Source organism: Achromobacter sp. ESBL13 (assembly GCF_036668755.1).
Taxonomy (GTDB): Bacteria; Pseudomonadota; Gammaproteobacteria; order Burkholderiales; family Burkholderiaceae_B; genus Achromobacter.
This window is the reverse complement of record NZ_JAZEVT010000006.1, coordinates 14,213-40,768: the sequence shown is the minus strand read 5'-3', so window position 1 is coordinate 40,768 and position 26,556 is coordinate 14,213. Positions and strand designations below refer to the sequence as shown.

Sequence of the window (26,556 nt, the reverse complement as noted above, 5' to 3'; positions counted from 1 at the left end):
GCGTGCGTGTAGGCGGCCCCGGAACACCGCGGCGCGCGGCCTTCCGGGGATGGTGCTGCGGGCGGGTGGGGCGGCTTACGTCGACTGGTAGGCTTTGGGGCGCTTGGAGATCGCGGCCTGGATGATGGCGGTGCAGCGCTCGCGTTCCGCGCCGACCAGGGGCAGGCGCGGCTTGCGCACATGCTCGTTGCCAACGCCGGCCAGCGTTTCTGCCAGCTTGATGTTCTGCACCAGCTTGGTGGAAACGTCCAGGTGCAGAAGCGGCGTGAACCATTGGTACAGCGCCAACGCTTCTTGCCACTTGCCGGCTTTCATCAGGTCATACAGCGCAACGGTTTCGCGGGGGAATGCGGTCACCAAGCCCGCCAGCAGCCCGTCGGCGCCCAACGCCAGCGCCTCGAACGACAAGTCGTCCACGCCGATGAACAGCTGATAGCGCGTGCCCAGCGCATTGCGCAGGTCGGTCAGGCGGCGGATGTCGTCACTGCTTTCCTTGATGGCGACCAGCCAGGGGCAATCGGCCAGCTCAACCATGTGTTCGGGCTTCAGATCCACGCGGTAAGCAACCGGGTTGTTGTAGATCATGCAGGGCTTTTGCGCGGCTTCGGCCATGGTGCGGATGCTTTGCATGGCTTCGCGCGCGTCGGCGACGTAGATCAGCGACGGCATCAGCATGAAGCCATCCACGCCCAGTTGAACTGCCGCCCGGATAAAGCGCAACGCTTCGCGGGTGCTGGTCTCGGACACGTTGGCCAGCACGGGGATGCGACCGGCGCTGACTTCGACGGCGCAGCGCGTGACTTGCAGCTTTTCTTCCAGGGTTAGGGTGCTGGCTTCGCCCAGCGAGCCGCAGGTGACCAGACCATGAACTCCGTTGTCGATCAAGAAGCCGAAATGCTTGCGCATGGCTTCAAAATCCAGTGATTCGTCGGCGTGGAACTTACTGGTTACGGCAGGATATACGCCCTGCCAACGCACGTTACTCAACTGGCTTCTCCTGAAGATGCCGTCGCTTCAAGGGGAGCGGCGAACAGGAGAAAGTCTAATATCCGCTAAATATATTTAGTAGATATTTTTATATGGGAGTTTCCCCATACCGGGTTTTCCCGGCGCGCGTCAGCCCGATTTACGGGAATAGGCGCGCGACGCATCCTGCATGAAGGTTTTGACGGCCGCGTCGTATTGCGGGCCGCTGCGGAAGGCGCCCGAGTGCGACGCCCCTTCGATCTTGACCAGCCGCTTCAATTCGGGCGCCACGTTGCGCGCGGCGGCGAAGAGTTCGTCGCTCATGGTGTGCGGCACAACGCGGTCGGCGGTGCCGTGCATGAACAGCATCGGCGTGTGCAGCTGCGCCAGCTTCTGCACGGAGTCGAAGGGCTGCGTGACCAGCAGGCCGGCGCCCGGGACCTTGCCCCAACGCAACGTGCCCAACATGGCGCCGATGCTGGTGAAGCTGGATTCCACGATCAGGCCCGCAAAGTCAGGTTGCTCGGGGCGCGCCGCCAGGTCGATGGCGATGGCGCCGCCCAGGCTATGGCCGTAGACGAAGCGGCGAGCGGGGTCGGGTTGCAGCCGCGCCAGCTCTTTCAAGCCGGCCATGGCGTCTTCCAGCGCGCTATCTTCGGACGGCAGACGCGGGGTGGACGCGCCGAAGCCGCGATAGTCGATGGCCAGCACGGAATAGCCCATGCGGGTCCAACCGTCGATGCGAAACGCGCTGCCGTTCAGGTTCCAGCGCGCGCCGTGCAGATACAGCACAGTAGGGGCGCCCGCGCTGGGGCTTTGCCAATACCAGGTGCGAATCTTGTCGCCATTGGCCAGCGCCAGGTCGTAGACCTTGGTGCCGGCGGCGGGTTCGCGCCACCAGGTCTGGGGTTCGGACTGCGGCGAAAAGATCGTCTGGCGTTGCCAGGAATCCAGCTGCGAGCAGCCGACCACGCTGGCGGCGGCCAGCACGGCGGCAATGAACAATCGGCGGGGGGAAAAACGAGGCAGGGCGGGCATGGACGATATGACCCTGTCGGGCCGGCTGGGTTCCGCCGTCAGCATACTCCCGGACGTGGCGCGCCCGTCAATGAGAGGGTGCCCGGGGCTGCCGGCCGCCATCCCTGGCCGCGCCTGCTGTCTGCGCGGCCACGGCTCAATGCATCAAATCCAGCGCCACCGGATACAGGGAAGCCACCAGCAGCAGCGCCATGCCGACGTTGAACGCGCGCACGGCCCAGGGCTTGTGCAGCACGCGACGCAGCGCCGTGCCGAAGGTTACCCACACGCCGATGCTGGGCAGGTTGACCACGCCGCACACCACGGTGGCGATGATCAGGTTGGCAAAGAAGCCGTTTTGTGGCGTGTAGGTGGCTACGACGCCCACTGCCATCACCCACGCCTTTGGGTTGACCCATTGGAAGGCGGCGGCTTGCAGGAACGTGAAAGGTTTGCCGCGGGCTTCGCCATCTTCCATGTCGCCGGAATTGGCGATCTTCCAGGCCAGGTACAGCAGATAGGCCGCGCCGGCATATTTCAGCACCGTGTACAGCGCGGGCACCTGCTGGAACACCGATCCCAGGCCCACGCCCACCAGGAAAATCATCAAGGTGAAGCCCAGGTTCACTCCCAGCAGGTGCGGCAGGCTGCGGCGAAATCCAAAGTTCAGTCCGGACGAAGCCAGCATCACGTTGTTGGGGCCCGGCGTAATGGAGCTGACCAGCGCGAACAGCGCCAGCGGCCCCAGCAGCGATGCAGAAGCCAGGGGCACGTCGGCCCAGTTGGTCGGGAACAGATTCATTTTTTGGTCCTTACGATGGCGCGGCGTCCGCCGGCGATAACGGCGATCACGGTAGCGGCGAACACGAATGTCGACGCCTCTACGGATTCACCAAACAACAATGCGGCCGCCAGGACAGTCAGGAACGGTTGCAACAACTGAACTTGCCCCACGCGGGCGATGCCGCCCACGGCCAGGCCGCGATACCACGCGAAGAACCCTAAAAACATAGATCCGAACGCCAGATACGCGCAAGCGGACACCGCGGCCGCGCTGGGCCAGTGGGCCTGCGCCGCCATCCATCCGACGGGCGCCACCACCACAGGCGCGCTGATTGCCAACGCCCAGCAGATGGTGCGCGATCCGCCCAACGTGCGCGCCGCGCGGCCGCCTTCGGCGTAACCCATGCCGCCCAGCACCACGGCAACCAACAGCCAAAGGTAGCCAGTCGTCAACGTGCCGTTGCCCTGGCGCAGCGCATACACCGTGACCAACGCGGCCCCGGCCGTGGCCCACGCCCAAAAGGCCGCCGACGGCCGCTCTCCGCTGCGCAGCGCGGCAAACGCGGCGGTCGACAGGGGCAGCAAACCATTGAACACCGCGCCCTGCGCGGACGGCACGGTCTGCATTGCCAGTGACGAAGCCAGCGGCCACCCCACCACAATGCCCAACGCCGCCAGGATGACGCCCGGCCATTCCTGCCGGGTTGGCCGCCGACTGCGCGTGATCCACAGCAGGGCCACTGCCGGTACGGCCGCCACCAACGCGCGCCCCAGGCCTACGAGCAGCGGCGCGAGTTCCGCGACGGCCAGGCGGGTCATGGGCAGCGTCAACGAAAAGACCAGTACACCCAGGAACCCGTAGCCATAGCCCTCCCAGACAGGGGGAGTCGCGGCGGGCGCCGTCTGGGCCGAAGGGTAAAGCGCGGATCGAGACATGATGGTTTGCCAAGAAATTCTGAATGGAACGGCAGGGTGGTTGCGGGCCGTTCGTATTGCTGTCACTCTACGCATAGTTATCGGTACAGTACCGGTACACTTCTGCATGTCACTTTAATCACTGGCCTGGTCGAATTCCCATGACAGTTGCTCCGCCTCCCCTTTCTGCCTCTTCCCTGCCTTGGATGCCCGTGCGGCAGGCCGACGCCTCGTTGGTCACGCAGTTGGCCGATGGCCTGGCCCGCCGCATCGACGAACAGGGCCTGCGTCCGGGCACCCGCTTGCCTTCCATCCGCAAAATGGCCGAACAGTCGGGCGTCAGTCGCTTCACGGTGGTTGAAGCCTATGACCGTCTGGTGGCGCGCGGGCTGGTGCAATCGCGACGCGGCGCGGGCTTCTTTGTGCGCGCGCGCAGTGGCCCGCTGGCGGCGGTGGCCGCCGCGCCGGCCGCGTCGCTGGCGCCGCCCGCGCGTATCGATATTGCGTGGTTACTGCGCAGCATGTTTCGCGAAACCAGCTCCCTGGGCATGCCGGGCGGGGCCGGATTGCTGCCGGCTGACTGGCTGGACCCCGACATGGTGGCCGGCGCGGTGCGTGCGGTGGGCCGATCGGTGCGCGCGAATCTGGTCAGCTATGGACATCCGCAAGGGTTCGCCCCGCTGCGCCAGCAGATTGCTGCGTCGTTGCAGAACGACGGCGTGCCCGCGCACCCCGAACTGAACCTGCTGACCACGAACGGCGTCACCCACGGGCTGGATCTGATCGCCAGGCACTTCGTCAAACCGGGCGACACCGTCCTGGTGGAAGACCCCGCGTGGTTCGTCATCTTTGGCCGGCTGGCCGCGTTTGGCGCGCGCCTGATCGGCGTTCCGCGCGGGCCGGACGGCCCTGATATCGCACAGCTGGAACAGCTGGCCGCCGAGCACAAGCCCAAGTTGTTCATTATCAACAGCGCCGTGCACAACCCCACCGGCCACACGCTGTCGGCCGGCGTGGCCTACGACATCCTGCGCATCGCCGAACGGCACGATTTCGTCATCGTCGAAGACGACACCTACGGCGAACTGCATCCCGGTGGTGCGATGAAGCTGGCGGTGCTGGACCGGTTGAACCGCGTCATCCTGGTCAGCGGTTATTCCAAGATGCTGGCGGCCAGCCTGCGCGTGGGTTATGTGGCCGCCAACCCCGACATCCTGCAAAAGCTGGCCGACCTGAAAATGCTGGCCGGCCTGACATCCCCGGAACTGGGCGAACGCGTGATCCACCGGGTGTTGATGGAGGGGCAGTACCGACGCCACATCGAGCGCGTGCGCGCCCGCGTGGACGAGGCGCGCCAACGCTGTCTGAAAGCGCTGTTGAAACTGGGCCTGACGGTGCCGCACGAACCGAACGCGGGGATGTTCGTCTGGGCCGACTGCGGGCGCGACAGCGAGGTACTGGCGCGTGAGGCCGCGGACCAGGGCATGCTGCTGGCGCCGGGCACGCTGTTTTCACCGTCCCAGGCGCCGTCCACGATGCTGCGCTTTTCGGTGTCCATCGCGGACGACCGCCGTATCTGGACCCAATTGGAAAAACTCTTCGCGCAAAACGGCTCCTACAATCAATAATATGCAGCTATCTATCTGAAGGAACCGCCATGTCCGCACCCATCAAGCCCCTGACCGAAAATTTTGCCGTTGCGCCGCAACTCGGCCCTGACGACATGGCCGATGTCGCCGCCGCCGGCTATAAAAGCGTCATCATCAACCGCCCCGACTTCGAAGGCGGCCCCGATCAGCCCACCGCCGCCGACGTGTCCAAGGCCGCAGAAGCCGCCGGCCTGAAGATCGAATATCAGCCGGTGGTCGGCAGCGCCATGACCGTGTCCGACGTGGTCCGTTTCGCCGAATTGCTCAAGACGCTGCCGGGCCCCGTGCTGGCCTATTGCCGCACCGGCACGCGCTGCACCAACCTGTACGCAGCCGCCCAGCAATTGGGCAGTTGAACCCAAGCTTGACGCGCATCAAGAGCGCCGGGTTCCCTTGATGTGAACCTGGCGGCTTTCCAGTAGCATAAAGATTCCTCTCAAACAGGAGCAGGCAAGATGTTCAAGAAGATCCTGATTCCCACCGACGGTTCGCCCCTGTCGGCCCAAGCCGCCAACGCGGGCATTTCCTTTGCCCGTTCGGTTGGCGCCGAAGTCGTTGCGCTGTACGTGACTCAGCCGTTTGCGGCCACCATCGGTTTCGACGGCATGGCCGCCGCGTACGCCATCACCGACGAGGACTACGAGAAGGCATCGGCCGAACAAGCCGACAAGTACCTCAAGCAGATCACCGACCGCGCCGACACCGCCGGCGTCAAGTCCGAGGCGCGCGCCGTGTCCAACTTCAACGTTGCCGACGGCATCGTGCAAGCGGCGTCCGACGCCGGCTGCGACCTGATCTTCATCGGTAGCCACGGCCGCAGCGGCCTGTCGCGCCTGCTGCTGGGCAGCGTCACCGCCAAGGTGCTGTCGCTGGCCACCACCGCCGTGCTGGTGTACCGCGTCAAGGAAGAAAAGAAGTAAGCGCGCTGCACATAGCGCGCTTGGTTCTCGCCGCCGCCTCTCGCGGCGCACCGAAGCCCCTCTGTCCGAGGGGCTTTTTTTGTGCACGCGGGCACCGCAGCCGGTGCCGCGATGAGCGGGTGTCCCCGGACGACCCGTGAATCCTTATCGCGCGTAGTGGCAAAGCTTGAAAGTTGACGCGCCGCGCGTAATATTTACGCATCAGCGCGGGCGCGGTTACGCATTACCCCTACGAAACGCGGCATGGCGCCCGCCGCGGCAGCGCCCGGTCGGGCTTGCCGTACTGCCCAGTGGTTCCCTGCAAGGAAGAGGCCATGACCCGCAAGACGCGTATCGAGCTTTACCGCAATATTGGCATCAGCGCCCATATCGACGCGGGCAAAACGACGACCACCGAGCGCATCCTCTTCTATACCGGCATCACGCACAAAATCGGCGAAGTCCATGACGGCGCCGCCGTGATGGACTGGATGGAGCAAGAGCAGGAACGCGGCATCACCATTACATCGGCAGCTACCACCGCCTTCTGGAAGGGCATGGCGGGCAATTATCCCGAACACCGCATCAACATCATCGACACCCCGGGCCACGTGGACTTCACCATCGAGGTGGAACGGTCCATGCGCGTGCTGGACGGCGCCGTCATGGTCTATGACGCGGTGGGCGGCGTGCAGCCGCAATCTGAAACGGTTTGGCGTCAGGCCAATAAGTACAAGGTGCCGCGCCTGGCCTTCGTGAACAAGATGGATCGCGTGGGCGCGGATTTCCTGCGTGTGCAACGCCAGATCGCTGAACGCCTGAAGGGCGATGCGGTGCCGATCCAGTTGCCGGTGGGCGCCGAAGACCACTTCGAAGGCGTGATCGACCTGGTCAAGATGAAGGCCATCATCTGGGACGACGCCAGCCAGGGCGTGAAGTTCCAGTACGAAGACATTCCGCAAGCCATGCAGGCCGAGGCGCAGAAGTGGCACGACAAGATGGTCGAGAAGGCGGCCGAGGCCAATGAGACGCTGCTTGAAAAATACCTGTCGGGCGAAACGTTGACCGAAGACGAGATCAAGCAGGGTCTGCGCGCGCGCACCATCGCTAACGAAATCGTGCCCATGCTGTGTGGCAGCGCCTTCAAGAACAAGGGCGTGCAGGCCATGCTGGACGCCGTGATCGACTACATGCCATCGCCCGTCGACGTACCCGCCATCAAGGGGCACGACGAGCGCGACCGCGAAATTGAACGCCATCCGGCCGATAACGAGCCTTTTTCGGCGCTGGCCTTCAAGATCATGACGGACCCGTTCGTCGGCCAACTGGTGTTCTTCCGCGTGTATTCGGGCGTGGTGAAGTCGGGCGACTCGGTTTACAACCCCATCAAGGGCAAGAAGGAACGGCTGGGCCGCATCTTGCAGATGCACGCCAACGAGCGGCGCGAAATCACCGAGGTGTACGCCGGCGACATCGCGGCGGCGGTGGGCATCAAGGACGTGACCACGGGCGACACGCTGACCGATCCGGCCCACATCATCGTGCTGGAGCGCATGGTCTTCCCCGAACCCGTGATCTCGCAGGCGGTAGAGCCCAAGACCAAGGCCGACCAGGAAAAGATGGGCATCGCCCTGAACCGGCTGGCGCAGGAAGACCCGTCGTTCCGCGTGCGCACCGACGAAGAATCCGGCCAGACCATCATTTCGGGCATGGGCGAGCTGCACCTGGAAATTCTGGTTGACCGCATGAAACGCGAGTTCAACGTGGAAGCCACCGTGGGCAAGCCGCAGGTGGCTTACCGCGAAACCATCCGCAAGCCCTGCAACGAAGTCGAAGGCAAGTTCGTCAAGCAGTCGGGCGGGCGCGGCCAGTACGGTCACGTGGTGCTAAAGCTTGAACCGCAGGAGCCCGGCAAGGGCTACGAGTTTGTCGACGCCATCAAGGGCGGCGTGGTGCCGCGCGAATTCATCCCGGCGGTCGACAAGGGCATCCGCGAATCGCTCAATGCGGGCGTGCTGGCGGGCTACCCCGTTGTGGACGTGAAGGCCACGCTGTTCTTCGGGTCGTACCACGACGTGGACTCGAACGAGAACGCCTTCAAGATGGCGGGCTCGATGGCGTTCAAGGAAGGCATGCGTCGCGCGGACCCGGTGTTGCTGGAGCCCATGATGCAGGTTGAGGTGGAAACGCCCGAGGACTTCACCGGCAACGTGATGGGCGACCTGTCTTCGCGGCGCGGCATGGTGCAGGGCATGGAAGACATCGCGGGTGGGGGCGGCAAGGTGGTGCGTGCCGAGGTGCCGCTGGCCGAGATGTTTGGCTATTCGACGTCATTGCGTTCGCTGACGCAGGGGCGTGCCACCTACACGATGGAGTTCAAGCACTACGCCGAAGCACCGCGCCAGGTCGCGCAGGAAATCATCGCGGCACAGGGAGCCGGCCGCTGACGCGGACGGTGTGCGCGCTCAAGAGCGTGGCGCGCCGGCGGGCGTGGGCTTGCGCCGGCCGTGCCATGCCGGCGCGAACGGCTACCGCTTTCAGCCGCCGATGAATTCCTGGATGGCGTTGTTGAACACGCGCGGGTTGCCCAGGTTCATGCCATGGGACGAGCCCACCACCGTTACGCGGTGCGCGTGCGGCAGCCATTGCGACAAGGCGTCCAGGACAGCCGGGTAGGGGGCGGGGCTTAATGCCCCTCCGATCAGCAGCGTTGGCATCTTCAGGGTGCCTATCTGCTGTGGCGTCAGCGCTTCCGGCTTTTCGTCGGCCTGGCCGAACAGCGTGCCGACGTTGTCGCGCACCATCTCCTTGAACCACGGCACCATGCGCTGCCAGGTGTTCGGCCCTGTTACGGTGTCCACGAACAGGGCCAGGCCTTCTTCGACATCGCCTTGGCGGATCAGCCCCAACGCGCGTTGGCGAAAGCCGCCGCGCGCATCGTCGCCGCCGGGCAAGGGCAGGCCGGGGTCGGCCAGGGTCAGGCTGCGCACGGCATCGGGCTGGGCCAGTGCCGCTTCCAGCGCGACACGGCCGCCGCGTGAGTGGCCCACCAGATGGGCGGGGCCACCCGCCACGGTATCGATGAATTCCAAGACGTCGGCGGCGTGTTGCTCGACCGAAAAGCCTTCGCCTTCACCGTCCCAGCTTTCCGGCCAATAGCGGCGCAGACACACCGCCAGCACGCGAAATGTGTTGCCCAGCGGCGCCATTTGCGACTTCCAGTAGCGGCAGTCGGACAGCGATCCGTGCACCAGCACCAGCGGCACGCCGCTGCCGTACTCGGTGTAGGACATGGCGTAGCCGCCGATCAGGGCGGTTTGCAGGGGAAGGACGGGTTCGGAACGCATGAGGGGCATAAACGGAAAAGCCAGGTCCGCATTCTAGCGTGGGCCGTGGCGAGATCCGCCCGCCAACGCCAGGGAAGGCCCGGGGGCGCCGCTGATACACTCGTCGTCGGCATTTAACAGGGCAGCGTCAGCAGCGCTGCCGCCCGTCTTTCATGGAGTCGCCACGATGTCCCCCGAGTCACTTGCCGCGTTGCCTGAATCCGCCCAGCGTGTTGCCCGCCTGTTACTGGAAATTGGCCATGACAAGCCGGTTGTGGTCCTGCCGCAATCCGGCAGGACGTCGGCCGAGGCGGCGGCGGGCCTGGGTTGCGAGGTGGCGCAGATTGCCAAGTCCATCATTTTCCGTCGGGCCTCTGACAATGCGCCGGTGCTGGTCATCGCCAGCGGCGCCAACCGCGTGGACGAAGCGAAGGTGGCGGAGCAGGTTGGCGCGTTGGCCAAAGCCGATGCCAAGTTCGTGCGCGACATGACGGGCTACGCCATTGGCGGCGTGTGCCCCATCGGGCATGCCGTCAAGCCGGTGATGCTGCTGGACGCCGATCTGTTCAATTACGACAGCCTGTGGGCCGCCGCCGGCCACCCGCACGCCGTCTTCAACCTGACGCCGAAACAGCTTGCCGACATGACGGGCGCGCCAGTGGTCGACGTCGCCCAACGCATTTGAGCGCAGTGGCCGGGCTGGGGGTGTGCGCCAGCGGGGCTATCGGGAGCTAACGTACGTTATCGGGGCCAACGGCGGCTATCGGGGGCGTTCATTAAGCCCGTCGATGAGCACCTGGCGCAGCCCGCGCGTACACGCTTCGACACGGCCTTGCACGCCATACACCGCCGCCAGGGATTCGGGCGTGATCACGTCGGCCGGCGCGCCTTGCGCGTGCAGGCGTCCGTGCTGGATCATCACCGCGCGATCCGCGTGCTGCAAGGCCACGTTCAGGTCGTGCAGCACGATGACGCTGATCAGCCCGTGTTCCTGGGTTTCCTGTTTCAGCAGCCGCATCACGTGGAACTGGTAATTCAGGTCCAGCGCGGACAGAGGCTCGTCCAGTAACAGCACGCGGGGCTGGCGGATCAGCGCTTGCGCCAATCCCACCAGTTGCTTCTGGCCACCCGACAGCGCATCCAGGTAATGCAATGCAAGGTGGGCAATGTCCAGGCGCGCCAGCAGGCGGTCGATATCCGACAAGTGCAGCGGCGGCGCCAGGGCATCGCGGCTGGCCCGGGCCGCCACCAGCACCGATTCAAACACCCGCAAGTGCACAGCGGCCGGCAGGCTTTGCGGCAGATACACCATATGACGCGCGCGTTCGCCCACGCCCAGCCGGGTCATGTCCTGGCCATCCAGCATGACGCTGCCGCCCCGAGTGCGAACCAGCCCTGCCAGTGCCTTGAGCAAGGTGGACTTGCCGCTGCCGTTCGGCCCAAGCAGGGCGGTGACTTCGCCCGCCACCAGCGACGGGATGGACAGCCCATGCAGCACGTCTTCGCGGCCGTAGCCCGCGTTCAGTTCGTGTACGTCCAAGGTGGCGTGCCGCGTCATGGCAGCTGTCGGCGCAACACGACCGCCACAAAAAAAGGAATGCCGACCAGCGCCGTCACGATGCCCACCGGCACCACCACGCCCGGCACCAGATTCTTGGAAACGACGGAAGCCAGCGACAGGATCAACCCTCCCACCAGCGCGCTGCCGGGCAGATAAAAGCGGTGATCTTCGCCGAACAGCCGGCGTGCGATATGCGGCGCGACCAGGCCGATGAAGCCGATGGTGCCCACAAACGCCACGGCCAGCGCAGACAGCAGGCTGACACGCGCCAGCGCGGCGACCCGAACGCGGCGCACGTCCACGCCAAAGCTGGCCGCGCGATCTTCACCCAGCCGCAGCGCCGTCAGCTTCCACGACTGGCGTATCGCCAGCGGCATGGCCACGGCGACGGCCAAGGCCACCACGCCGGCCGTGGTCCAGTTGGAGCGGGACAGGCTACCCATGGTCCAGAAGACCAGGCTTTGCAGGGCCTCGGCGCTGGCCAGGAATTGCACCAGCGACACCAGGGCGTTGAAAGAGAACACCATGGCGATGCCGAACAGCACCACCCCCGAGGTGTTCATGCCGCTCCAGCGCGCCACCACGTCCAGCAACAAGGCCGCAAGCATCGCAAATAGAAAGGCGTTGCCGGCGATCAGCCACGCGTCCGGAATGCCGGGCACGCCAAGCTGCAACACAATGGCCAGCGACGCGCCGAACGCGGCGGCGGATGAGACGCCCAACGTGAAAGGGCTGGCCAAGGGGTTGTTCAAGATGGTCTGCATTTCGGCCCCGGCCAAGCCCAGCGCCATGCCGACCAGCGCCGCCATCAACGCTGAGGGCAGGCGAATGTCCCAGACTATGACGCGCACCGTCGCATCGGCCGAGGCGGGCGTGGTCAGGGTCAGCCATAGCTCGCGCCAGGGCAGGCCCGACGGGCCGACGGTGAAGTCAATCAGCAGCGCAATGAAAATCGCCGCCAGCAACAGGGCGATAAGCCCCGTGCGGCGGCGCACGATGCGCCGGTAGGCGCTGACCGCGCTTGCGGCGTTTGGCATTACTGCAGCAGTTGCAGGCGGCTCTTGGCCGTGCTGGCGGCTTGGGCGTTGGGGTAATCGCGCACGATGCGTTGCAAGGTGGCCTTGGCGCCCGCGCGGTTGTTCAGTTCGATCTGGCCGCCTGCGATGATGAGCAGGGCGTCCGGGGCGCGCGCGTTGTCGGGCGACTTCTGCACCATGGCGGTCAACTGTTCGATGGCGCCCTTGAAGTCTTTCATGCCGTAGCGGCTGCTTCCCAGGTAGAACTGCGCGCTGGGGGCCAGCTGGCTGTTCGGATACAGGGCAGTGAAGGCGGCCAGCGATTCGGCGGCCTCCTTGTATTGGCCCTTGCGGAACAGGTCCATGGCGCCGTCATAGGCGGCTTGCTCCTGCGGATCGCCGGCGGCGGTGCCCGGCGGGTTGGTGCCGCTGGGGGCGCCCGGCTTGGCGCTGGGCTGCTGGCGCGACACCAGTTCGAGCTGATCGCGCAGCTGCGCGACTTCTTGCTGCAGGGATTGAATCTGATCAGCCAGTTGCAGCTTGGCCCGTTGGCTTTGCTCGTTCTGCTGCTGCACCTGCTGGCGCAAATCCAGGATGGCCTTGCGGGCTTCATCGTCGGAAAAAGCGTGGGCGGGCGCCGCCAATGCCGCAAGCACAAGGCCGGAGGCCACAATCAGAGGACGCAGGGACAGAACTTTATCGCGCATGAATATTCCCGGGTATAAAAACAAACGTCGGGACGGCCGGCTGACCGTCCCGACGCGTGGTAGGGCTCTTTGACTTAAGCGAAAAGCTTAACGCAGATAGTTGATATCGGCGCGGCGGTTTTCAGCAAAGTCGGCTTCCGACGTACCCGTCGACTTCGGCTTTTCTTTGCCGAAGCTGATGGTTTCGATCTGGTTGTCGCTGACGCCCAGCAGGGTCATCATGCGACGCACGGCGTCTGCACGACGCTGGCCCAGGGCCAGGTTGTACTCAGCACCGCCGCGTTCGTCGGTGTTGCCTTCGATCTTGACCTTCTGCTGCTGGTGCGAAGCCAGGTAGCGGGCGTGGGTTTCGACCAAGCCGCGGTACTGGTCCGACACGGTGTAGCTGTCGAAATCAAAGTACACCGAGCGCTGTTGCGCCAGGATGCTTTGGGGGTTAAAGGGATCAAGGATTTGGCCAGAGGCCGAAGATCCTTGGCCAGCGCCTCCGCCCTGACCCGCTTTATCGTCGAGAGGGACGGAGCTGCAAGCTGCCAGAGTGGCAGCCAGAGCGGCAATGGTCAGGCTTTTGGCAATGCGCGACTTCATGATAGTTCCTTTGCAAAGAGAGTCACACGTGTTATCGGGTAAATGGGCCCCAAGTCGGTTCACGTATTTCCCCGTTCAGTACCGAAAGCGTCTGCCGTACGCGGCCATCGCTCGAGACACCCGCAAGCACGCTACGTCCATTTTGGATGGCGGCGTAAAGCACTTGCATGCCATTCGGCGCGAAACTTGGCGACTGATCGTCACGACCATCAGTGATCAAGGATTCGGAGCCTGAGGACAGGTTCAACGACGCGATTCGAAACGCGCCGTCGCGTCTTGCAACGTACAGCAGCGTCGATCCATCGGGGGAAATTCGGGGTGATATGTTGTAACCACCATTAAACGTGAGGCGGCGAGCTTCGCCACCTGTCGAGCCGGTCTGATAGATTTGCGGCCCGCCGCTGCGGTCACTCGTAAAGATAATGGATGCACCGTCTGGCGTAAAGGTCGGTTCAGTGTCAATCCCGGGAGAACGCGTAACTCGCGTGGGATTGGCGCCATCTGACGCTCCAACGATGTAAATTTGCGACAAACCATCGCGCGTCAGGGCCACGGCCAGCTTCGAACCGTCAGGCGACCAGGCTGGTGCGCTGTTGTTGCCCTTGAAGTTGGCAACCGGTACGCGGGCGCTGGTAGCCAGCGTGTGCACGTACACAACGGGCTTGCCGGACTCGAAGCTCACGTAGGCCAGCTTGGCGCCGTCGGGCGACCACGAGGGCGAAATGATGGGCTCGCGCGAGCGCAGCGCAACTTGCGGATTCTGCCCGTCGGCGTCGGCCACTTGCAGTTCGTAGGTGGCGCCCTTCTTCAGCACGTAGGCGATGCGGGTCGAGAACACGCCGCGAACGCCGGTGATCTTTTCGTAGATCCGGTCGGCGATCTGGTGAGCGACTCGGCGCAGTTCCTGCTCGGTGCCCGAAAATGCCACGCCATCCAGCTGACCCTTCTTGACCGTATCGGCCAGGCGGTAGCGCACGTCGTAGCGGCCATCGGCGCCACGGGTGATGCTGCCGTACGCCAGGAAGTCGGCGCCTTTGCCGCGCCAGTCGTCGTGGGCGATCGGGGAATCAACGTTCAAGCCGGAGCCCGCGGCGTTGATCAGACGGAACTGGCCCGTACGGGTCAGGTCGGCGCGGATCACTTCGGCCAGGGCACGGCCGTGGGTGTCGTCAACGGCAAAGTCGGCAATCGCGACCGGATATTGCGTGGCGCCCGTGCCGGAAATATCGACACGCAATTGCGCATGGGCGGGCTTGGCGGCCATCAGGCACAGCGCAAGCATCAACAAACCGAGCCCATACGATCGCCAGAGAGCGAGGACGGAACCTCGTCGGCTATAAGCGGGAGTCATATTCATCAATCTCCTGTCAATCATACATTTTGTGCACTACGTCAATGAACTTGTCGTAGCCGCCCGTGGAGGGCTTGGGGAAGGGGTTGCAACGGCGGATACCGGTTTCGACCGCGCGGTCGAATGCCGGGTTGCCCGAAGAATCGGTCAGGGTCACGCCGTTAACCTTCCCGTCAGTGCCTAACTGTACCCGGTATTGTGCGGTCGGATTGGCCGAGCCGTTGCGCGGCGGGGGCTGGTAAGCCACACCGGGAAGGATGCAGGCGCGGACCTTGGCGGCATAGCCGTTGTCGCGTCCGCCGCCCGCCTGGTTGCGATCCGCCGTGCCGCCGGGAATGCCGGCAGCGCCCAGGGCGTCGTTGCGGAATGCATCCTTGAGCGCCTTGTCGGCAGCAGCCTTCTTGGCTGCGGCGGCTTTCTCGGCAGCGGCCTTTTCGGCAGCCGCTTTGTCAGCGGCCGCCTTTTCAGCAGCGGCCTTATCGGCAGCCGCCTTTTCAGCGGCCGCCTTTTTGGCGGCGTCTTCCTTGGCCTTTTTCTCGGCGGCAGCCTTGTCGGCAGCTGCCTTTTCGGCGGCTTTCTCGGCGGCTGCTTTGTCAGCCGCGGCCTTTTCAGCGGCAGCCTTCTCGGCCGCTTTCTCGGCAGCGGCCTTCTCAGCCGCCTGGCGTTCCTGCTCCAGGCGCTTCTTTTCTTTCAGCTCGGCCTGCTTGCGCTCTTCTTCCAGGCGCGCCTTTTCCTTGGCTTCAGCGGCCTGCTTCGCCTTTTCTTCCTGCTCGCGCTTCTTCTTGGCTTCCTGGATGGCGATCTCGGGATCGACTTCCTCGGTCTTGGGCTGAGCCGCGGGCTCGGGCTTCGGAGGAGGGGGAGGCGGAGGAGGAGGAGGTGGCGGCGGCTCGGGCGCCTTGTCGGGCTCGGGCTTGGGCTCGGGTTTCGGTTGCGGCTTGGGCTGTTCGGGTTGCGGCGTGGGCGGCGGGGAGACGGGCGAATTGCCGTCGGCCCAGAGCTGGACTTCGACGGGGCCGGGGGCCTCCGTGCGCCAGTTCACGCCAAAAATCAGGGCGACGAGCAGCAGCAAGTGCACCGCCACGGCCAGAATGAGCGCATTCCGGTTGTCGTTGTTGGGCGGGGTGGCCGGTGGGCCGCTGCGGTGTCGAATAATGGGTGGCGTCATGGGCGTTGCATGCCGGCATAGCCGGCGGAAGGCGGCGCGTTAGCGTTTTTTCGCGGATGCGGGCTGGGACGTGCCTGCGGCGGACTGGTCCACCAGCAAGCCCAGGCGGGTGATGCCGTTGGTGCGTAGCTCGTCCATTACCTTGACGACCGTCTCATAGGGCACCTTGCCGTCGGCGGCAATCACCACCGGCGTTTCCGCGGTAATACGCGAACGCACCTGCGCCACGAGCTCGGGGCGGGCGATGTCCTGCATCGTCGCGCCGGGCTCGCGCAGACGCAGCGCGATCTTGCCGTCTTCAGAGATCTGCACTTCAAGCGGCTTGACCGGCACATCCGAGGCCGCGCCAACCGAAGGCAGCTGGATCAGCCCGGGCGTGATCAGCGGGGCGGTCACCATGAAGATGACCAGCAGCACCAGCATCACGTCGATGTACGGCACCACGTTGATGTCGGCCTTCATGCGGCGGCCGGACCTGCCGCGTGAGCTTACCGAGGGCATTAGCGCACCTGCCGTTGCAGAATGTTCAGGAATTCGTCGACGAAGCTATCGAAACGGATCGAGATGCGGTCGATGTCGTTCGTGAAGCGGTTGTAGGCGACCACGGCGGGAATGGCGGCAAACAGGCCGATGGCGGTAGCGATCAGGGCTTCGGCAATGCCGGGAGCCACCGAAGCCAACGTGGCCTGCTGCATGTTCGACAGGCCGATGAAGGCGTGCATGATGCCCCAGACCGTGCCCAACAGGCCGATGTAGGGCGACACCGAACCGGCCGACGCCAGGAAGTTCAGGTGCGATTCCAGTGCGTCCATTTCGCGCTGGTAGGCGGCGCGCATGGCGCGGCGCGGGCCGTCCAGCAATGCGGTGGCATCGCCGGCCGAATTGCCGCGTCGGGCCTTCAGGAACTCGGTCATGCCGGCATCGAAGATGCGGGCCAGCGCGCCTTGCTCGTCGCGGCGCGAAGCCACGGCTTGCTGCAGCATGGACAGGTCGCCGCCCGACCAGAAGTCGTCTTCAAAACGGCGGGTTTGGGTGTGCGCCCGCTTGATGGCAAGGCGCTTGGCGAAAATGTACGTCCAGGACATGATCGAAATGCCCAACAGCATCAACATGATCAGCTGGACCGGCACGCTGGCGTGCGAAATCAGCGAAAGCAACGACATGTCGTTGGTGACTTGCATGGTTATTCCTGAATGAATTCCAGTTTTGCGCGAACGGCGGCCGGCAACTCTGCCGGCCGCATGTGAATGGCGTCGACACAGCAGACTTGGATGTTGCCTTCGGCAAGCAGTTCCCCGTCGCGTTCCGCGCGCTGCGCGAAGTGTATCGAAGCGCGGCCGAGTTTGGTGATTCGGCTGCGTATGGTAAGCAAATCGTCCAGTTTGGCCGGTTTCCGGTAGGACATGTCCAAGGAGCGGACAACGAATAAGCGTTGTTCGCTGACGGCCAGCCCGGACTGGTTGACTCCCAGGGCGCGCAACCACTCCGTGCGGGCGCGCTCCAGGAATTTCAAGTAGTTGGCGTAGAAAACCACCCCGCCCGCATCCGTGTCTTCGTAATAGACACGGACTTGCAGGAGGAATTCGTTGGACTTCGGATCGGTCACGGTGCGGGCAGGCAATGAAGCGGGTCGGGACGCGGTTAAGTCCGTATCTACTATAGGGTTTAAAGGGTGTCGAGTTTCGTCAGCACCGCTTCAAGCGCGGACTCTACCGGAATCTTGGCAGCTTCGGTTTCCCGACGCGCTTGCAATTCCACCACACCATCGTTCAAGCCGCGTTCTCCAACTGTTACACGCAGCGGTGCGCCGATCAATTCCCACTCGGCGAACATGACGCCGGGGCGGGCATCGCGGTCATCAAGAATGACGTCCACGCCGCGCGCCAGCAGGGATTCATAGAGCTTTTGCGCGGTGTCACGCACCGTTTCACTTTTGCCCCAGCCCACCGGGCAGATCACGACTTCAAAAGGCGCGATCGCACGGGGCCAGATGATGCCGCGCGCGTCGTGGTTCTGCTCGATGGCAGCGCCAACGATGCGGGTCACGCCGATGCCGTAGCAGCCCATTTCCAGCACCGCCGGCTTGCCGGTCTCATCCAGGAAGGTGGCCTTCAAGGCTTCGGAGTACTTCTTGCCCAGGTAGAAGACGTGGCCCACTTCGATGCCGCGCTGGATGGACAGCGTGCCCTTGCCGTCCGGCGACGGGTCGCCGGCGACGACGTTGCGCAGGTCGGCCACCAGTTCGGGCTCGGGCAGGTCGCGACCCCAGTTCACGCCCTGGATGTGGAAATCTTCTTTATTGGCGCCGCAGACGAAATCGGCCATGTTGGCGACCGTTCGGTCGGCAATCACATGCACCGGCTTGGCCGTCTTTACGGGGCCGAGGTAGCCAGGCTTGCAGCCGAAGTACTCGACGATTTCGCTTTCCGTGGCAAAGCGGAAGCCCGCCAGGCCAGGCAGCTTTCCCGCCTTGATTTCGTTCAGTTCGTGGTCGCCGCGCAAGAGCAGCAGCCAGATGTCTACGCGGCCCTTGTCGCCGTCGGTGGCAAGCACGATCGATTTGATCGTCTTGTCCAGCGGCAGCCCCAGCAGCTTGGCCACGTCTTCGCACTTGGCTGCGCCCGGCGTTGCCACGTCGGCCATGGCTTGCGTGGCCGCGCCCCGGGTGGGGTACAGCGACACGGCTTCGGCCAGTTCGATATTGGCGGCGTAGTCGGTTTCGGCGTTGTAGACCAGCAGGTCTTCGCCGGTGTCGGCAATGACCTGGAATTCGTGGCTGCGCGTGCCGCCAATGGAGCCCGTATCGGCGGCCACGGCGCGGAATTGCAAGCCCAGGCGGCCGAAGATACGCATGTACGCGGCGTACATGGTGTCGTAGCTCTTGAGCGCGCCGGCTTCGTCGCGATCAAACGAATAGGCGTCCTTCATCGTGAATTCGCGGCCACGCATCAGCCCGAAGCGCGGACGGCGTTCGTCGCGGAACTTGGTCTGGATGTGATAGAAATTCAGCGGCAACTGGCGGTAGCTGTGGATTTCGTTGCGCGCGATGTCGGTGATCACTTCCTCGGACGTGGGCTGCAGCACGAAGTCGCGCTGGTGGCGGTCCTTGATGCGCAGCAGTTCGGCGCCGTATTGCTCCCAGCGGCCCGATTCCTGCCATAGTTCGGCGGGTTGAACCACCGGCATCAGCAGTTCGATAGCGCCCGACGCGTTCATTTCTTCCCGGACGATCGCCTCGACCTTGCGGATGATCTTCAGCCCGAGGGGCATGTAGGTGTAGATGCCGCCCGCGAGCTTGCGGATCATTCCGGCCCGGGTCATCAGCTGGTGGCTGGCGACTTCGGCTTCGGAAGGGGCTTCTTTGAGGGTGTTGATGTGGTAGTTGGATGCGCGCATGTTTAAAGGTGGCAGCAGATACGTATAATCGACTGTAATTGTATTGAATTCGGTGGGGGTGGCCCATGCTTGACCGCGAAGGCTACCGCCCCAATGTCGGCATCATTCTCGTCAACAGTCGAAACGAGGTCTTTTGGGGCAAGCGTATCAGGGAACATGCATGGCAGTTCCCCCAGGGCGGCATCAAATATGGCGAAAGCCCGGTGCAGGCCATGTATCGCGAACTCCATGAAGAGGTGGGCTTGAAGCCCGAGCATGTCCGTATTTTGGGGCGTACACGCGATTGGTTACGTTATAACGTGCCCGATCACTTCGTCCGGCGTGAGTGGCGTGGCCACTATAAAGGACAAAAACAGATTTGGTTCTTGTTGCGCCTGGTGGGACGTGACAGCGATGTGTGCTTGCGCGCGACGCAGCATCCGGAATTCGACGCCTGGCGCTGGAGCCAGTATTGGGTACCCCTGGACGCTGTTATCGAGTTCAAGCGCGACGTCTATACCCAGGCGTTGAACGAGTTGTCGGCGATCCTCTTTCGGCGTCATCACGAAACCCGCTATCTGCGCCAACGCGTGCACGGACAGCGGGCAGCAGAGAATTTGCCCGAAGGAACGGACGGTCATGCGCATATTGTTGGTTGAAGACGAACGGGACATGGCGTCCTGGTTGATGCGCGCGCTGGCCCAAAGCGGGTTTGTGCCGGACCATGCGGCAGACGCCCGCACCGCCGAAGCCTTCATGGCGGGCACGGAATATGACGCAATCGTCATGGACCTGCGCCTGCCCGACAAGCACGGCCTGGTCGTCCTGCGCGAAATGCGCAACCGCGACGACCGCACGCCGGTCTTGCTGCTTACTGCCCAAGGCGCGCTGCAAGACCGGGTGCGCGGGCTGAACCTGGGCGCGGACGATTTCCTGACCAAGCCCTTCGCCCTGGAAGAACTGGAAGCACGCCTGACCGCCCTGGTGCGTCGCAGCCGCGGCCGCCAGCATCCGCGCCTGCAGTGCGGTTCACTGTCCTACGACAGCGAGAGCCGCGCGTTCACATTGGATGGCTCTTTGCTGTTCCTGACCCCGCGTGAACATGCCGCCCTGGCGGCATTGCTGACCCGCAGTGGCTACCCCGTGGACAAATCCCAGCTATTCGGCAAGGTTTTTACGCACGATAGCGAAGCCAACCCCGACGCCATCGAAGTCGTGCTGCACCGGCTGCGCAAGAAGTTGGCCGGCAGCGACGTGCGTATCGTGACCGTTCGCGGCCTGGGCTACATGCTGGAAAGCGTCGCCAGCGAGTCCACGGAAACCTAAGTGAGCCTGCGGATCCCCGGGTTGCCGCGCGTGGGCATCCGCGCGCTGCTTATCATTTTGCTGCTGCCCGGCGTGGTGGTGCTGCTGGTCATCGACAGCCTGAACGACTACCGCACGCTGTCCGAAATTACCAACGAAGCCTATGACAGCGCGCTGGTCGAGCCGGCCCGCGTGCTGGAAAGCAGCCTGGAATTCACGCCCGACGGCAATCTTCAAGTGGCCACGCCGCTGTATGCGCAAGTCATGTTGGAATCCCGGGCCGGCCTGCGCAAGTACTTCCGCATCGAACAGATGGACCCGCCCGTGCCCGATGGCTCGCCCGTGCCTACCGAGCAGGGCAAGACCCTGTTGGGCATGCCGGAAATGCCGCGGCCGCCAAGCTGGCCTCGCTCTAACGGGCAACCTATTTTCTACGACGGTGTCTACCGCAACGATCCGGTCCGGGTCGTGGCGGTGGTGCGCGATCTGTACTACCAGGGCTTGCATCGGCAAGTAATGGTGGTGGTGGCCGAAAGCACGGGCAAGCGGATCGAAGCCGAGAACAATGCGCGTCGCCAGGAAATCCTGCGCGACGCCCGCATGTTGGCGTTGGTGGTGGTGCTGGTGTGGTGGGGCGTGTCATGGGCGCTCAAGCCCTTGCGACGTTTGCGTGCCGACATCCGCAACCGCCGGCCCGATGACCTGACACCGCTGGACGCCTCTCGCGTACCCAGTGAAGTGGCGCCGCTGGTGGACGCTGTCAATCACCATATCGCCCGATACCGCCGCGTGCTGGACGAACAATCGCATTTTCTGGCCGATGCCTCGCATCAGCTGCGCACACCCTTGGCCATCATGTTGACCCAGGCGCAATATGCGCTTCGCGAACGCGACCCCGCCCGCACGCGCGAAGGGCTGCGCGCCATCGTTGACCAGCTGGGTCGCACCCGACGCTTGACCGAGCAGTTGCTGTCGCTGGCACATGCCAACCAGGCGGAACCCCTGCCGCGCCAGCTGCTCGACATGAACGCGGTGTCGCGCGAAGTGGTGCTGCAATACCTGCCCTTGGCACACGAAAAGCAGCAGGACCTGGGCTGGGTGCAGGCCGGTTCCGAAGAAGGCCTGGAGACGTCCGCGCCGGTGTCGGGCAATGAAGCCGAGCTGCATGAAGCGTTGTCCAACCTGGTGCACAACGCCATCAATTACGCGCCCGTGGGCGCACGCATCACGGTGTCGGTCAGCCGCCTGGATAGCCGTGCCGAGGTGTCGGTGTCGGACAACGGCCCGGGCCTGGACCCGGTGCTGCGCAGCCGCGCCTTTGCGCGGTTTGAACGGGTCGGCACGGACAAGCCGGTGGCGTCATCGGGGTCCGGCCTGGGCCTGGCGATCGCGCGGGCCTATGCCCGCCGCAACGATGGCGACATCGAATTGCGAGACGGCGAGCCCAACGCACAGGGCGGCGTCGGACTGGCATCGGTGTTGTGGCTGCCGTTGGCGCCGACCGTTTCGCAGTATCCGCGTCCGCTTGATGTGGATCTGAAAGGCGAGCAATAAGCCTCGCGGCCGGGCGGGCACTCCCCCGCCGCCTTTCAAATTTTTTTCTTGTTTCCCCCTTTCTCGTGCTGCCGATCCTCAGGGATAACCCCCGAATTCAGGAAGGCGACAGCGCACAGAAAGCGAATTAGCAGCTTCCCTCCGTAATCTGCGCTCCGGTTCGTTGTAAAGGGCCGGGCGAGGCTCGTGTCGAGCGGCGCATCAAGGGCCGGCACGGTCCTGCACCGGAAGGAGGAAGCAAGTGCAAAAAAATATCAACAGAAAGGACTACTACGGCGGCGCGCTGATGGTCCTGATCGGGTTGGGGGCGATATACGGCGGCACCGACTATCACATCGGATCGCTTAGCCACATGGGACCCGGATTTTTCCCCGCCGCATTGGGTGGCCTGCTGGCGCTGACCGGTGTGCTGATCGCGATGTCCGCGCGCTCGGGCGACGCGACGCCGCCCGCGCCGGGCGACGGCCACGCCCATGGTTTGCCGGACATGCGGGGCAGTGCCTGCATCCTGCTCGGCATCCTGGCGTTCTTGCTGCTGGGCCACTACGGCGGCCTGCTGCCCGCCACCTTCGCCATCGTCTTCATCTCGGCATTGGGTGATCGCAAGAACACCATCAAGCAGGCAATTCTGCTGTCGGTTGCCATGTCCGCGATCGCGGTCGTCGTCTTCTGGTGGGCGCTGCAATTGCAGCTGCCGCTGTTTCGTTGGGGTTGAAGCGCCATGATCTCTCAGTCTTTGATGGACCTTTGGTACGGCTTCGGCGTTGCGTTCCAGTGGCACAACCTGATGTGGTCGTTCTTTGGCGTGCTGGTCGGAAACCTGATCGGCGTGCTGCCCGGCATGGGCGCCTTGTCGGCCATTTCGATCCTGCTGCCGTTGACCTACGTCATGCAGCCGGTGCCCGCCATTTTGATGCTGGCCGGTATCTTCTACGGTTCGCAGTATGGTGGCGCCATCGGTGCCATTCTGCTCAACCTGCCTTCGCACCCGCCGCATGCAGTCACCTGCCTTGACGGCTATCCCTTGACCAAGCAAGGCAAGGGAGGGACCGCGCTGGGCATCACGATGATCTGTTCGTTCTTCGCGGCCTCGGTCGGCATCATCGTCATGATCTTCGCGTCGCCCTTGCTGGTGGAAGTGGCCTTCAAATTTGGCCCGACCGAGATCTTCTCGATCATGTTGCTGGGCTTGCTGGCCGGTGCGACGATGTCGCGCGGCTCGCCATTGAAGGGCGTGGCGATGACGCTGTTCGGCTTGATGTGCGGCGTGGTCGGCACCGACGTGAACACGGGCACTATCCGTTTCTCGTTCGGCCTGCTGGACTTGTCCGACGGCCTGGAACTGGTGGCGATTTCGATGGGCCTGTTCGGGGTGGCCGACTTCCTGATGAGCGTCAATCGCATGACCATCATCGGCAGCGGCGCCAAGCTGCGCATCCGCGACATGCGGCCGACCAAGCAGGAATTGAAGACGGCTTTCTGGCCGATGGTCCGCGGTACCGCGGTGGGCACGCTGTTCGGCGCCATGCCGGGCACCGGTCCCACCATCACGACCTTCGTCGCCTACGCGCTGGAACGCAAGATTTCGAAGACGCCCGAAAAGTTCGGCACCGGCATGATCGCCGGCGTGGCGTCGCCGGAAGCGTCGTCGCACTCAAAGACGCAGGTCGACTTCATTCCCACGATGAGCCTGGGCATTCCCGGCGACGCGGTGATGGCGCTGATTCTGGGCGCCTTGCTGATCCAGGGCATCCAGCCGGGTCCGCAGCTGATCACCGAGCATCCGGACATTTTCTGGGGCCTGATTGCCAGCTTCTGGGTGGGTAACGTGCTGCTGATGGTGCTGAACGTGCCGCTGATCGGCGTGTGGGTCAAGCTGCTGCAAGTGCCGTATCGCTATCTGTTCCCGTCCGCGCTGTTCTTCATTGCGGTGGGCGTGTTCAGCACGCAGAACAGCCTCTTCCAGATTTGGGAAGTGCTGGCCTTCGGCGTGATCGGCGCGATCTTGATGACGCTGGAATTCTCGGTGGCGCCCATTCTGCTGGGTTTTGTGCTGGGCCCCATGGTGGAAGAGAATTTCCGCCGCGCTCTGCTGTTGTCGCGTGGGGATCTGATGGTGTTCGTGCAACGCCCGATCAGCGCGTGGTTCATCGGCGCCAGCGCCTTGCTGATCTTGCTGCAAGTGTGGGCGTTCGCGCGCCGTGGAAAGGGCAAGGACAAGACCAAACCGGAAGTGCCGCAAACGGTTTAAGCGGCGCTTACGTCAGTACGGCGACGGCCCGGCTTCATGCCGGGCCGTTTGATTTGTGTGGCGCCATCCTGCATGCTTGCGGTTTCCGATACGCCTTGCAGAGCCGCCAACATGCATATTCTTTTCGCTTGCCCCCACCACGATCCCGACGTCTGGGTGCCGCCCTTGGAAGCCGCGATGCCCGGGTGCCGCATCTCGGTCTGGAATCCCGACGGCCCGCCGTCAGGCGCCGAAGTGGCGTTGGTCTGGCGTCCTCCGGCAGAGCTTTTCAAGCACGAAACGCGCATCACGACGCTGTTCAATCTGGGGGCGGGCGTAGACGCCTTGTTGAAGATGCCCGAGATTCCCGAGCACGTTCGTATCGTGCGCCTGGAAGATGCCGGCATGTCGGTGCAGATGGCCGAATATGCGTTGTACGCGTTGCTGCGCGTGTCGCGAGACTTCCAGGCATTTGACGAAGCACAGGCGCGCCAGCATTGGGATACGCGTGAAGGCACCTCACAGTCGGATTGGCCCGTGGGGGTGTTGGGGCTGGGGCAGGTGGGCGCGCGCGTGGCGCAAACCCTGGCGGAATTTGGCTACCCGGTGGCGGGCTGGTCACGGTCGCCGCGCGATATTCCCGGCGTCGAGTCGTTTGCCGGCGAAGCCGCGCTGCCGGCATTTCTGGCTCGCACACGCTTTTTGGTCAATGTGTTGCCGCTGACGCCCGACACGCGCGGCATCCTCAATCGCGACACGCTGTCGCAATTGCTGCCCGAGGCGCATCTGGTCAACGTCGGCCGTGGCGAGCATCTGGTTGAAGACGACCTGGTGCAGATGCTTGAAGAAGGCGAGATCGCCGGCGCGACGCTGGACGTATTTCACACCGAGCCGCTGCCGCGCGATCATCCCTTCTGGCGCGACCCGCGCGTGCACGTCACGCCGCACATCGCGGCCCGTACGCTGCGCGACGAAAGCATCGAGCAGATTGCAGGCAAGGTCGCTCAACTGATGCGCGGCGAAGCGATCACCGGCGTGGTCGAACGCACGCGCGGCTACTGAGCTGCGGGCGCCACGGCTTTTTCCAGCCGCTGGTACATCGACGGCAGGCGTTGCGACAAAAAATCCAACAGCGTCCGCACGGCGGGCATCATGCCCCGCCGCGATGGATAAATGCAATGCACGATGCCTTCCGGCGATTGCCATTGCGGCAGCACCGGCACCAACTGGCCACGGCGCAGCTGCTCTTGCGTGGCGATCGACGGCAAGAGCGCAATGCCACGTCCGCGCACGGCCGCTTCGGTCAGCACGATGAAGTCGTTGCACGATAGCTGCGGCTTCAGCTCGATCTGCACTTCTTCCCCCTTGTCATTGCGCAGCGGCCATCGCACTTCGTTCTGTGGGTCGGAAAAGCTTAACGTGGTGTGCGAGGCCAGGTCTTGCGGCGTGTCCGGGCTGCCCCGGCGCTGCAAGTAGCCCGGGCTGGCAACCAGCGTGCCGCGGGCCGTGCCTAGATGGCGCACGACCAGCTCGGCGTCGGTGTCCAGCTTGGTTCGCACACGCAGCGCCAGGTCCACGCCTTCGCGTATCAAATCAACCCGCCGGTTGGTTACCAGCAACTGCACGGAAATCGCCGGCCACGCATCCAGGAATTCGGGCAACAGCGGCGCTAGCACATCCTGGGCAATCGATACCGGGCAACTCACGATGACGGGGCCGGCTGGTTCCGATTGCAGTTGGCGCATGGCATCGTCAGCGGCGCGCGCGGACGCCGCCATTTCACGGCAGTAGTGCAGATACCGTTCCCCGGCGGACGTCAGCCGCAGGCGCCGCGTCGTGCGTTGCAGCAGGCGTACCCCCAAGCTTTCCTCCAAATGCGAAATCCGCCTGGAAAGGCGGGATTTGGGGATGTCCAGAGCGCGGGCGGCAGCGCTGAAGCCGCCTTGCTCAACGACTTGGGAGAAATAATAAAGGTCGTTTAGATCTTGCATGATTGTTCTATTCCTGGAACGAACAGTTCATCATATCCCGGTTTATGCGAATAATGAACCGGTCTACAGTGACGCCATGCATTCGGGATCTGCCACCGCCACCCGGCGCCCAGCCCAGTCCGGACTTCCCTTTGAACCGGACGTGGCGCTGACAG

At 63.9% G+C, this 26,556-nt stretch carries 27 protein-coding genes; 11 read left to right on the top strand and 16 right to left on the bottom strand.

Annotated elements, in window-relative coordinates; all coding sequences use genetic code 11:
• Nucleotides 1-75: 75 nt before the first annotated feature.
• The 4 genes from V6F88_RS21555 to V6F88_RS21540 form a co-directional block, all read right to left on the bottom strand.
• Nucleotides 76-987 (bottom strand): dihydrodipicolinate synthase family protein, encoded by a 912-nt coding sequence (locus V6F88_RS21555; RefSeq protein WP_332612114.1) that lies wholly within the window; start codon nt 985-987, stop codon nt 76-78.
• A gap of 129 nt (nt 988-1,116) precedes the next feature.
• On the bottom strand, nt 1,117-2,004 hold the full coding sequence (locus V6F88_RS21550) for an alpha/beta hydrolase (RefSeq protein ID WP_332612113.1): 888 nt from the start codon (nt 2,002-2,004) through the stop codon (nt 1,117-1,119).
• A gap of 136 nt (nt 2,005-2,140) precedes the next feature.
• Complete coding sequence (locus V6F88_RS21545) at nt 2,141-2,785, bottom strand: LysE family translocator (RefSeq protein ID WP_332612111.1); 645 nt, start codon at nt 2,783-2,785, stop codon at nt 2,141-2,143.
• Nucleotides 2,782-3,702 (bottom strand): DMT family transporter, encoded by a 921-nt coding sequence (locus V6F88_RS21540; protein ID WP_332612109.1) that lies wholly within the window; start codon nt 3,700-3,702, stop codon nt 2,782-2,784. The genes V6F88_RS21545 and V6F88_RS21540 overlap by 4 nt, the downstream gene beginning before the upstream one ends.
• 140 nt (nt 3,703-3,842) lie before the next feature.
• Here V6F88_RS21540 and V6F88_RS21535 point away from each other — a divergent pair, with 140 nt between their 5' ends.
• The 4 genes from V6F88_RS21535 to fusA all read left to right on the top strand — a co-directional run bounded on the left by V6F88_RS21535 (nt 3,843) and on the right by fusA (nt 8,676).
• The gene (locus tag V6F88_RS21535) at nt 3,843-5,309 is read left to right on the top strand and encodes an aminotransferase-like domain-containing protein (RefSeq protein ID WP_442880374.1); all 1,467 of its coding nucleotides are present in this window, start codon (nt 3,843-3,845) and stop codon (nt 5,307-5,309) included.
• 29 nt (nt 5,310-5,338) lie between these two features.
• On the top strand, nt 5,339-5,686 hold the full coding sequence (locus tag V6F88_RS21530; protein WP_332612107.1) for a TIGR01244 family sulfur transferase: 348 nt from the start codon (nt 5,339-5,341) through the stop codon (nt 5,684-5,686).
• A gap of 99 nt (nt 5,687-5,785) precedes the next feature.
• Nucleotides 5,786-6,250 (top strand): universal stress protein, encoded by a 465-nt coding sequence (locus tag V6F88_RS21525; RefSeq protein WP_332612105.1) that lies wholly within the window; start codon nt 5,786-5,788, stop codon nt 6,248-6,250.
• Nucleotides 6,251-6,564: 314 nt separating this feature from the next.
• Complete coding sequence (gene fusA, locus V6F88_RS21520; protein WP_332612103.1) at nt 6,565-8,676, top strand: elongation factor G; 2,112 nt, start codon at nt 6,565-6,567, stop codon at nt 8,674-8,676.
• A gap of 90 nt (nt 8,677-8,766) precedes the next feature.
• On the opposite strand, the gene V6F88_RS21515 is transcribed toward fusA, so the two are convergent.
• Nucleotides 8,767-9,576: an alpha/beta fold hydrolase gene (locus V6F88_RS21515; RefSeq protein ID WP_332612101.1), complete on the bottom strand. Its 810-nt coding sequence runs from the start codon at nt 9,574-9,576 to the stop codon at nt 8,767-8,769.
• Between the two features lie 166 nt (nt 9,577-9,742).
• Between V6F88_RS21515 and V6F88_RS21510 the strand changes: the two genes are divergently transcribed.
• Complete coding sequence (locus V6F88_RS21510) at nt 9,743-10,240, top strand: YbaK/EbsC family protein (RefSeq protein WP_332612099.1); 498 nt, start codon at nt 9,743-9,745, stop codon at nt 10,238-10,240.
• A gap of 75 nt (nt 10,241-10,315) precedes the next feature.
• Here the strand turns inward: V6F88_RS21510 and V6F88_RS21505 are convergent, their stop codons facing one another.
• From V6F88_RS21505 to V6F88_RS21460, 10 genes are all read right to left on the bottom strand, one after another.
• Entirely contained in the window at nt 10,316-11,113 is a 798-nt protein-coding gene (locus V6F88_RS21505; RefSeq protein WP_332612098.1) for an ABC transporter ATP-binding protein, read from the bottom strand.
• Nucleotides 11,110-12,153, bottom strand: a complete 1,044-nt coding sequence (locus V6F88_RS21500; RefSeq protein ID WP_332612096.1) for a FecCD family ABC transporter permease — start codon at nt 12,151-12,153, stop codon at nt 11,110-11,112. Before V6F88_RS21500 ends, V6F88_RS21505 begins: the two co-directional genes overlap by 4 nt.
• Nucleotides 12,153-12,839, bottom strand: coding sequence for a tol-pal system protein YbgF (gene ybgF, locus V6F88_RS21495; RefSeq protein ID WP_046806162.1), 687 nt, complete (start codon nt 12,837-12,839; stop codon nt 12,153-12,155). Before ybgF ends, V6F88_RS21500 begins: the two co-directional genes overlap by 1 nt.
• A gap of 87 nt (nt 12,840-12,926) precedes the next feature.
• Complete coding sequence (gene pal / locus V6F88_RS21490; protein ID WP_006217420.1) at nt 12,927-13,427, bottom strand: peptidoglycan-associated lipoprotein Pal; 501 nt, start codon at nt 13,425-13,427, stop codon at nt 12,927-12,929.
• Nucleotides 13,428-13,458: 31 nt separating this feature from the next.
• On the bottom strand, nt 13,459-14,778 hold the full coding sequence (gene tolB, locus V6F88_RS21485) for a Tol-Pal system beta propeller repeat protein TolB (RefSeq protein WP_332612600.1): 1,320 nt from the start codon (nt 14,776-14,778) through the stop codon (nt 13,459-13,461).
• Nucleotides 14,779-14,794: 16 nt separating this feature from the next.
• Nucleotides 14,795-15,946 carry a cell envelope integrity protein TolA gene (tolA, locus tag V6F88_RS21480; protein WP_332612094.1) on the bottom strand — a complete coding sequence of 384 codons (1,152 nt, stop codon included), beginning with the start codon at nt 15,944-15,946 and terminating at the stop codon, nt 14,795-14,797.
• Between the two features lie 39 nt (nt 15,947-15,985).
• A complete protein-coding gene (locus V6F88_RS21475) occupies nt 15,986-16,447 on the bottom strand; it encodes an ExbD/TolR family protein (RefSeq protein WP_332612093.1) in 462 nt (153 codons plus the stop codon).
• Complete coding sequence (gene tolQ, locus V6F88_RS21470; RefSeq protein ID WP_046807611.1) at nt 16,447-17,127, bottom strand: protein TolQ; 681 nt, start codon at nt 17,125-17,127, stop codon at nt 16,447-16,449. Before tolQ ends, V6F88_RS21475 begins: the two co-directional genes overlap by 1 nt.
• A gap of 2 nt (nt 17,128-17,129) precedes the next feature.
• Nucleotides 17,130-17,552, bottom strand: a complete 423-nt coding sequence (gene ybgC, locus V6F88_RS21465) for a tol-pal system-associated acyl-CoA thioesterase (RefSeq protein ID WP_332612091.1) — start codon at nt 17,550-17,552, stop codon at nt 17,130-17,132.
• Nucleotides 17,553-17,611: 59 nt separating this feature from the next.
• Nucleotides 17,612-19,342: a proline--tRNA ligase gene (locus V6F88_RS21460; protein WP_046807612.1), complete on the bottom strand. Its 1,731-nt coding sequence runs from the start codon at nt 19,340-19,342 to the stop codon at nt 17,612-17,614.
• A 65-nt stretch (nt 19,343-19,407) separates the two neighbouring features.
• On the opposite strand from V6F88_RS21460, the gene V6F88_RS21455 reads away from it, so the two are divergent.
• The 6 genes from V6F88_RS21455 to V6F88_RS21430 all read left to right on the top strand — a co-directional run bounded on the left by V6F88_RS21455 (nt 19,408) and on the right by V6F88_RS21430 (nt 25,472).
• On the top strand, nt 19,408-19,980 hold the full coding sequence (locus V6F88_RS21455; protein ID WP_006217428.1) for an RNA pyrophosphohydrolase: 573 nt from the start codon (nt 19,408-19,410) through the stop codon (nt 19,978-19,980).
• Nucleotides 19,961-20,647 carry a response regulator gene (locus V6F88_RS21450; RefSeq protein WP_046807613.1) on the top strand — a complete coding sequence of 229 codons (687 nt, stop codon included), beginning with the start codon at nt 19,961-19,963 and terminating at the stop codon, nt 20,645-20,647. The genes V6F88_RS21455 and V6F88_RS21450 overlap by 20 nt, the downstream gene beginning before the upstream one ends.
• 30 nt (nt 20,648-20,677) lie before the next feature.
• Nucleotides 20,678-22,180, top strand: a complete 1,503-nt coding sequence (locus V6F88_RS21445; RefSeq protein WP_332612599.1) for a sensor histidine kinase — start codon at nt 20,678-20,680, stop codon at nt 22,178-22,180.
• A 286-nt stretch (nt 22,181-22,466) separates the two neighbouring features.
• Entirely contained in the window at nt 22,467-22,895 is a 429-nt protein-coding gene (locus tag V6F88_RS21440) for a tripartite tricarboxylate transporter TctB family protein (RefSeq protein WP_332612598.1), read from the top strand.
• A gap of 6 nt (nt 22,896-22,901) precedes the next feature.
• The gene (locus tag V6F88_RS21435; protein WP_332612090.1) at nt 22,902-24,431 is read left to right on the top strand and encodes a tripartite tricarboxylate transporter permease; all 1,530 of its coding nucleotides are present in this window, start codon (nt 22,902-22,904) and stop codon (nt 24,429-24,431) included.
• A 111-nt stretch (nt 24,432-24,542) separates the two neighbouring features.
• On the top strand, nt 24,543-25,472 hold the full coding sequence (locus V6F88_RS21430; RefSeq protein ID WP_332612088.1) for a 2-hydroxyacid dehydrogenase: 930 nt from the start codon (nt 24,543-24,545) through the stop codon (nt 25,470-25,472).
• On the opposite strand, the gene V6F88_RS21425 is transcribed toward V6F88_RS21430, so the two are convergent.
• Nucleotides 25,466-26,401 carry a LysR family transcriptional regulator gene (locus V6F88_RS21425; protein WP_332612087.1) on the bottom strand — a complete coding sequence of 312 codons (936 nt, stop codon included), beginning with the start codon at nt 26,399-26,401 and terminating at the stop codon, nt 25,466-25,468. The genes V6F88_RS21430 and V6F88_RS21425 overlap by 7 nt on opposite strands.
• Between the last annotated feature and the right edge of the window lie 155 nt (nt 26,402-26,556).